The organism is Nocardioides pelophilus, from assembly GCF_014180685.1.
Taxonomy (GTDB): Bacteria; Actinomycetota; Actinomycetes; order Propionibacteriales; family Nocardioidaceae; genus Nocardioides; species Nocardioides pelophilus.
Window position 1 is genome coordinate 1 of sequence record NZ_JACEHF010000194.1, and the last position, 7,200, is coordinate 7,200.

Here is a 7,200-nt window from a genome sequence, read left to right on the forward strand (position 1 = left end):
GGAGACCCGCAGACACAGGCGATCGCGCTGGCGGGGGTCGTGCTGGCGAAGCTGGGCTAGGACCCGTCCGCGTCGCCCTCCGTGTCCGGGGCGGCGGCCGGCGTCTCCTCCTGCGGCGCGCCTGCCCAGGCGCGTCCGGCGAAGGCGAAGCAGAGGATCACCAGCACCACCTGGACGATCTGGGCGGCCGTCTCGCCCGCGGAGCCGACGGCGGTCCAGCCGGCGCCGAACGCGAGGGGTGGCGCGGCGAGGACGAAGATCAGCGTCAGCGCACACATGCTGAAGGTGCTGGCGCCGAGGGTGTGCCGCGCCCTGAGGGCGGACTGGCTCAGCTCGTGGCAGAGCAGGGCGAAGAAGGCGAACCGGGCGATGTCGGCCGACCAGCCGAGCGAGGGATCGCTGGCGAACCAGCGGTCCGCGGCCGGGACGACGAGCGCGACGGACATCGCCAGGGCGGCGACGCCGAGGAACCGGAGCACGCCGAGACGTACGTCGTCGAGCGACCGGCCGAGGCCGTACAGCCCGATGAGGACCAGCACCCAGCCGAGCGGGTCGGGCAGCGGGTCGAAGACCCCGGGGTCGGCCTCCGCGGGCCCGAGCGCGAGCAGCAGGAGACCGAGCGCCACGGCCTGCAGCGGCTTCACCGGCTCGCCCCCGTCACCAGCCACCGGTCGCCGGCTGCCCGTCGGGTCAGGGTCGCGAACCGCCCGCCCATGAAGACCAGGCCGAAGACGGCCCACAGCCAGGGCAGGCCGCCGCCGACCCAGTCGTCGGTGACCACGGCAGCAACCAGCACGAGCGGGGCGNGTAGGTCCCGTCGCCGGCGCCGATCAGGACGCCGTCGAGCACGAACACGACGCCGGCCACCGGCTGCGCGAGGGCCGCGACGAGAAGGACCGGCACCAGCGCGCGGCGTACGTCGTCGTCGGTCGTGAACAGCACTCCCAGCACCGGGCTCGCCGCGGCCAGCGCGACGCCGGTGACCACGCCGCTGACGACCCCCCACCCGATCATCCGGCGGGTGACCGCCCGGGCAGCCGCGACGTCGCCCGCACCGAGGTGGCGGCCGGTGATGGCCTGGGCCGCGATGGCGATCGCGTCGAGCACGAAGGCGAGGAATCCCCAGATCGTCATCGCCAGCTGGTGGGTCGCGATGGGGACCGCCTCGTCGGCGGAGGCGGTCTGCGCGGTGAGGACGACGGCGTACGTCGTGACGAGCAGCGAGGCGCGGAGGGTGAGGGTGCGGGCGAGCAGGGGCACACCGGCGCGCGCCGCGCCGCGGATCCCCGGCAGGTCCGGGCGGAGCGAGGCGCCCTCGCGGCGCGCGGCACGAATGACGACGTACACCAGCGCTGCCGCGGAGCCCACCTGGGCGAGCACCGAGCCGAGCGCGGACCCGGCGATGCCGAGGTGCGGGAGCGGGCCCACGCCATACACGAGGAGCACGTTGAGGAGCAGGTTGACCGCGTTGCCGGCGACGGCCACCACCAGGGGTGTCCGGGTGTCCTGGAGGCCGCGCAGCACGCCGGTGGCGGCGAGCATGAGCAGCAGCGGGGTGACGCCGAGCAGGGCGACCCGCAGGTAGGTCTCCGCCTCCTCGGCGACCGCGGCGCCGGGGCCGAGGGCGGCGACCATCGGACCGGTCAGCACGATGCCGGCTGCCGTGGTCGGGATCCCGATCACGACCGCGAGCCACAGCCCGTCGACGCCCTGGGCGAGGGCGCCCGCGCGCCGGCCCGCGCCGAGCTGGCGCGCGACGCTGGCCGTGGTGCCGTAGGCCAGGAAGATGCAGAGGCCGACCAGCGTCTGCAGCACGGTGCCCGCGATGCCGAGGCCGGCGAGCTCGCGGGTGCCGAGGTGGCCGACCACGGCGGCGTCGCCGAGCAGGAAGAGCGGCTCGGCGACCAGGGCCAGGAACGCCGGTACGGCGAGCCGGCCGATCTCGCGGTCATCGCGCGTCAGCCGCATCGGGCTGCGCTCCCCGCCTGTGGATATCTCGGCGCGATATCAGATCCGGCCGTGTCGCGCAGAAGAATCCGAGATGTCGGTGAGGTGAACGAAATCGTTGCAGAGAAGTTTTCGGAGCGCGCCTGTGGAATTACGTTGTCGCAGGTCAGCGGCGCGATTGACGGTGTTCGGTCTGCCAAGTCCACAGTCTCCTCCCCAGCCACTGCACACCGGGGTCGCGTGTCGTCCACCCCTAGGAGGCAGTTATCCCCAGAGCCGGTGGACCCCTGGGGATAGGCCACTACTCATTGCCGGCAATCATGCGTAGGTTCGCGCAAGCGAGTCTCTCGCAGATCTCGAGGTGGGGCGCGGGCAGGGGTTGTGTCGGACCCCGGCGCGAGCGTGCCTGTGCACGATCAGACAACAGCCGTGTCGACGCAAGGAGGGGAGCCGGGTGAGCCTCGCTGAGGTCCCGCCGTCGGACGACGAGTGGGGCGACGGTCCGGCGTCGTACGCACCTGGTGACGCACCCACCGGCGGCCGCACGCCTCCGCAGGATCTTGCGGCCGAGCAGTCCGTGCTCGGCGCGATGCTGATCTCCAAGGACGCGATCGCCGACGTGCTCGAGACGGTCCGTGGCGTCGACTTCTACCGCCCCGCGCACGAGTCCATCTACGACGCGATCATCGACCTCTACGGCCGGGGCGAGCCCGCCGACATGATCACCGTCGGCAGCGAGCTCAACCGCCGTGGCGAGCTCCGCAAGATCGGCGGGGCGCCCTACCTCCACACGTTGGCCGCCAACGTGCCGATCGCCTCCAGCGCCGGCTACTACGCCGAGATCGTGCGCGAGAAGGCGATCCTGCGCCGCCTCGTCGACGCCGGCACCAAGATCGTGCAGATCGGCTACGCCGGCGAGGGCGAGGTCGACCACATCGTCGACGTGGCGCAGGCCGAGGTCTACGGCGTCACCGACCGCCGCAAGTCCGAGGACTACGCGCCGCTGAGCGACATCATGGACGGCGTCCTCGACGAGATCGAGGCGATCGAGAACCGCGAGGCCGGCATCTACGGCGTGCCCACCGGCTTCGCCGACCTCGACGACCTCACCAACGGTCTCCACGCCGGCCAGATGATCGTGGTCGCGGCCCGGCCCGCCATGGGCAAGTCGACGCTGGCGCTCGACCTGTGCCGGGCGGCGTCGATCAACAACAACCTGGCCACCTGCTTCTTCAGCCTCGAGATGACGCGCTCCGAGATCACGATGCGGCTGCTGTCGGCCGAGGCTCGGATCCCCCTCAACCACATCCGCAACGGCAAGATGTCGACGGAGGAGTGGGACCGCCTGGCCCGCCACGTGGCCAAGGTGTCGTCGGCGCCGATGTTCATCGACGACAGCCCCAACATGACGATGATGGAGATCCGGGCCAAGGCCCGGCGGCTCAAGCAGCGCCACGACCTCAAGCTGATGGTGATCGACTACCTCCAGCTGATGTCGTCCGGCAAGAAGGTCGAGTCCCGCCAGCTCGAGGTCTCGGAGTTCTCCCGCCAGATCAAGCTCCTGGCCAAGGAGCTCGAGGTCCCGATCATCGCGCTCTCCCAGCTCAACCGTGGTCCCGAGCAGCGCGCCGACAAGCGCCCGATGATGAGCGACCTTCGCGAGTCCGGCTCGATCGAGCAGGACGCCGACATGGTGATCCTGCTGCACCGCGACGACGTCTTCGAGAAGGAGTCGACCCGCCCGGGCGAGGCCGACCTGATCGTCGCCAAGCACCGCAACGGCGCCACCCGCGACATCACCGTGGCCTTCCAGGGCCACTACTCCCGCTTCGTCGACATGGCTCACTGACCCGCGTCGGAACGGGTGTCCGTGGGTCCGAGGGACCTAGGTCCCGTCGAGAGAGGTCGGACGCACGGTCCGATCCGCGCACGGTCGTGCGACTGTCGGAGTGTGACCAACGACAGCTTGGTCGAGGTCAAGGTGCGACCCCCGACCGCCTACCCGATCAAGGCGCACGCACCCGCCGGTGGCGCCGGCGTGGCCGAGGTGGGGACGGCGTCGATCGCCATCGACACCGTGTGGGGACGCCCGCCGTCGGGCCAGCCCGGGCCGGCCGAGCTGCTCGCCACCGCGTTCGCGGCGTGCCTGCTCAAGAACCTCGCCCGGTGCCGCGACCTGCTCGGCTTCCAGTACGACGACGCGGATGTCGAGGTGACCATCCGTCGGCAGGACCAGCCCCCGAAGTTCACCGAGGTCAGCTACACGCTCACGATCACCACCGACGAGCCGGCACGGCGGGTCGAGCTGGTCCACACGAACCTGCGCAAGTTCGGCACCGTCTACAACACCCTCGCCGCCGTCTGTGACGTCGACGGCGAGATCGTCGCTCACCCGAGGAGCCAGCCATGAAGCGTCTGCCCGTCTTGATCGGCGCCCTGATCGTTGCTGTCGTGGCGGTCGGGGGCTTCGCACTCGGGGTCGTGGTCGCGAACGACGACGACGACCGGCGGGGGCCGATGGGGCTGGGAATGATGGGTGCGGGGTCGAACAGCACGCCGCGCTGGTGGGACGACTCCTGGGACTCGATGATGGGCCCGATGTCGATGACGGCGGCCGCGAGTGAGCCCGACTACCTCGTCGAGATGATCGCTCACCACCAGGAGGCGGTCGAGGCGGCGGGCGAGCTGGCTCGGTCCGACCGGCCGGAGATGCGGGAGCTCGGGGAGGCGATCGTCGAGAGCCAGACCGACCAGATCGAGCAGATGCAGTCCTGGCTGGCCGACTGGTACCCGGACGTCTCCACGGACGCGCAGTACCGGCCGATGATGCGCGACCTCGCGGGCCTCTCCGGCGACCGCCTGGACCTGGTGTTCCTCCAGGACATGATCGGGCACCACATGGTCGCCGTGATGATGTCCCAGCACCTGTTGTGGCAGGGCACCGACCACGAGGAGGTCACCGACCTGGCTCGCTCGATCCGCGACGACCAGCACGCCGAGATCATCCAGATGCAGGGCTGGCTCTCGGACTGGTTCGACGTGGACTGGGGGCCGGGCATGGGGATGGGCATGGGCATGGGGATGGGCATGGGGCACGGCTACATGGGCCGTTACTGACCGGCGCCGATGAGATCCGCGGGCCGCGCAGGTCGACACTCGCAGCACCCGGCAAACCAGCGCCGGTGCGGTCATCTCTCGAGGAGCGCGGATGTCACTCACCCGGATCCACAACCTGTCCATCTCCCTCGACGGCTTCGCCACCGGTGAGCCGCAGTCCAAGGAGGCTCCGTTCGGGCACGCGGGCGAACGGCTGCACGAGTGGATGTTCGCCACCCGGTTCTGGGACGCCGAAGGGACCGGCGGCATCGACAACGCCTTCGCCGCGCGCCACGACCACGGGTTCGGCGCGGAGATCATGGGGGCCAACAAGTTCGGCCCGCCGGGCTGGCAGGACGACCCGGAGTGGACGGGCTGGTGGGGCCCGAACCCCCCGTTCCACACACCGACCTTCGTGCTCACCCACCACCCGCGGCCGCCGGTCGAGATGGAGGGCGGTACGACGTTCCACTTCCTCGACGCCCCGCCGGCCGAGGCTCTTCGGATCGCTCGCGAGGCCGCCGGCGGCCTGGACGTCCGGATCGGGGGCGGCGCCACCGTCGTCCGCGACTTCGTCGCCGCCGGCCTCGTCGACCACCTGCACCTGGTCCTGGTCCCGATCGTGCTCGGCCGCGGCGTCCGGGTCTGGGACGGGCTGGAGGCGCTCGAGGACGACTACACCGTGGAGGCGGTGTCGTCCCCGAGCGGCGTCATCCACCTGACGTTCACGAGGAGGAGCACCGCCTGACCACTGGCCGACCGAGACTGGCCGACCGAGACTGGCCGACTGGGACTGGCCGACCGACGACGGGGTGCATACCGTGGCCACGTGGCGCCGCCCTCGAGCGCCCGGGCGCCGGGCTTGTCACCGTGGAGGTTCATCGCCTCGTTCGGCGTCGTCGCGATGTTGGCGGACGTGGTCTACGAAGGAGCGCGCTCCGTCACCGGACCGCTCCTGGCGAGCCTCGGTGCCACCGGGCTGGTGGTCGGTCTGGTCACCGGAATCGGGGAGGCCGCGGCCCTGGTGCTGCGGCTCGTCTCCGGGCCGCTGGCGGACCGCACCCGGAGGTTCTGGGCCTGGGTGATCGCCGGCTACGCCGTCACGGTCATCTCCGTCCCGCTGTTGGGACTGGCGACCACGCTGTGGGTCGCCGCCGCGTTGGTCATCGTCGAGCGCGTCGGCAAGGCCATCCGCTCGCCGGCCAAGGACACCTTGCTCTCCCACGCGACCTCCAGCACCGGTCGCGGCCGGGGCTTCGCCGTCCACGAGGTGCTCGACCAGGTCGGCGCGCTCGCCGGGCCGTTGCTGGTCGCCGCGGTCCTCGGCGCCAGCGGCGGCGACTACCGCCCGGCCCTGCTCGCGCTCGCCGTCCCGGGGGCGCTCGCGCTGACGCTGGTGGCGTGGCTCCGGGTCCGGGTCCCGCACCCGACGGACTACGAGACCGGTGCCGACGAGCCGGACGAACTGTCGGGACCGGCGGTGGAGCCGGGCTCACCGGCGCGCCCGACCCCGCTCCCCGGAGGGTTCTGGGGCTATGCCGTGTTCGCGGCGCTCACGACGTCGGGCTTCGCCACCTTCGGCGTTCTCAGCTTCCACCTGGTGACCAGCGGCGCGCTGACGGTTGCCATGGTGTCGGTGCTGTACGCCGCGGTCATGGCCGTCGACGCGGTGGCGGCGCTGGCGACCGGCTGGGCCTACGACAGGTTCGGGCCGGCGGTGCTCCTGGGACTCCCGGCCGTCGCCGCCGTCGTCCCGGCCCTCGGCTTCTCCGGCACCACCGGGGTGGCCGTCGCCGGCACCCTGATGTGGGGTGTCGCCCTCGGGATCCAGGAGTCCACGCTGCGCGCCACCGTGGCCGACCTCGTCCCTGTCGCCCGCCGCGCGACGGCGTACGGGCTCTTCGGCGCGGTCGTGGGCGCGGCCGCGGCCGCGGGTGGCGCGCTGACCGGCGGGCTCTACGACCGGTCGGTCCCCCTCCTCGTCGTCGTCACCTGCGTCGTCCAGCTCGCCGCCGCCGCGGTGCTGGTCGCGCTGCTCCGCAGCCGACGCCTGGGCCGCGACCGCCTGCGCGCCCTCAGCGGCTAGCGTCGACGGGTGGGGCCTGCACGCGGGTCGGCGGCCGCCGGGAGATCGGGATGGAGCGGAGCCGGCCGTCG

Annotated in this window: 7 protein-coding genes; 5 read left to right on the forward strand and 2 right to left on the reverse strand. The window is 71.9% G+C overall.

Features of this window, described 5'->3' with window-relative positions; translation table 11 throughout:
• Positions 1 to 56: 56 nt before the first annotated feature.
• Both H0488_RS20590 and H0488_RS20595 read right to left on the reverse strand, forming a co-directional pair.
• Complete coding sequence (locus H0488_RS20590) at positions 57 to 668, reverse strand: hypothetical protein (protein WP_183101100.1); 612 nt, start codon at positions 666 to 668, stop codon at positions 57 to 59.
• A gap of 22 nt (positions 669 to 690) precedes the next feature.
• Positions 691 to 1,968: an MATE family efflux transporter gene (locus tag H0488_RS20595; protein ID WP_246372592.1), complete on the reverse strand. Its 1,278-nt coding sequence runs from the start codon at positions 1,966 to 1,968 to the stop codon at positions 691 to 693.
• Between the two features lie 433 nt (positions 1,969 to 2,401).
• Here H0488_RS20595 and dnaB point away from each other — a divergent pair, with 433 nt between their 5' ends.
• The 5 genes from dnaB (at position 2,402) to H0488_RS20620 (ending at position 7,129) form a co-directional block, all read left to right on the forward strand.
• Positions 2,402 to 3,796, forward strand: coding sequence for a replicative DNA helicase (gene dnaB, locus H0488_RS20600; RefSeq protein WP_312856458.1), 1,395 nt, complete (start codon positions 2,402 to 2,404; stop codon positions 3,794 to 3,796).
• Between the two features lie 102 nt (positions 3,797 to 3,898).
• Positions 3,899 to 4,357 carry an OsmC family protein gene (locus H0488_RS20605; RefSeq protein WP_183101101.1) on the forward strand — a complete coding sequence of 153 codons (459 nt, stop codon included), beginning with the start codon at positions 3,899 to 3,901 and terminating at the stop codon, positions 4,355 to 4,357.
• Positions 4,354 to 5,064, forward strand: coding sequence for a DUF305 domain-containing protein (locus tag H0488_RS20610; RefSeq protein ID WP_183101102.1), 711 nt, complete (start codon positions 4,354 to 4,356; stop codon positions 5,062 to 5,064). The genes H0488_RS20605 and H0488_RS20610 overlap by 4 nt, the downstream gene beginning before the upstream one ends.
• Positions 5,065 to 5,155: 91 nt before the next feature.
• Complete coding sequence (locus H0488_RS20615) at positions 5,156 to 5,791, forward strand: dihydrofolate reductase family protein (RefSeq protein ID WP_183101103.1); 636 nt, start codon at positions 5,156 to 5,158, stop codon at positions 5,789 to 5,791.
• A gap of 81 nt (positions 5,792 to 5,872) precedes the next feature.
• Positions 5,873 to 7,129, forward strand: a complete 1,257-nt coding sequence (locus H0488_RS20620; protein WP_220794839.1) for an MFS transporter — start codon at positions 5,873 to 5,875, stop codon at positions 7,127 to 7,129.
• Positions 7,130 to 7,200 lie beyond the last annotated feature (71 nt).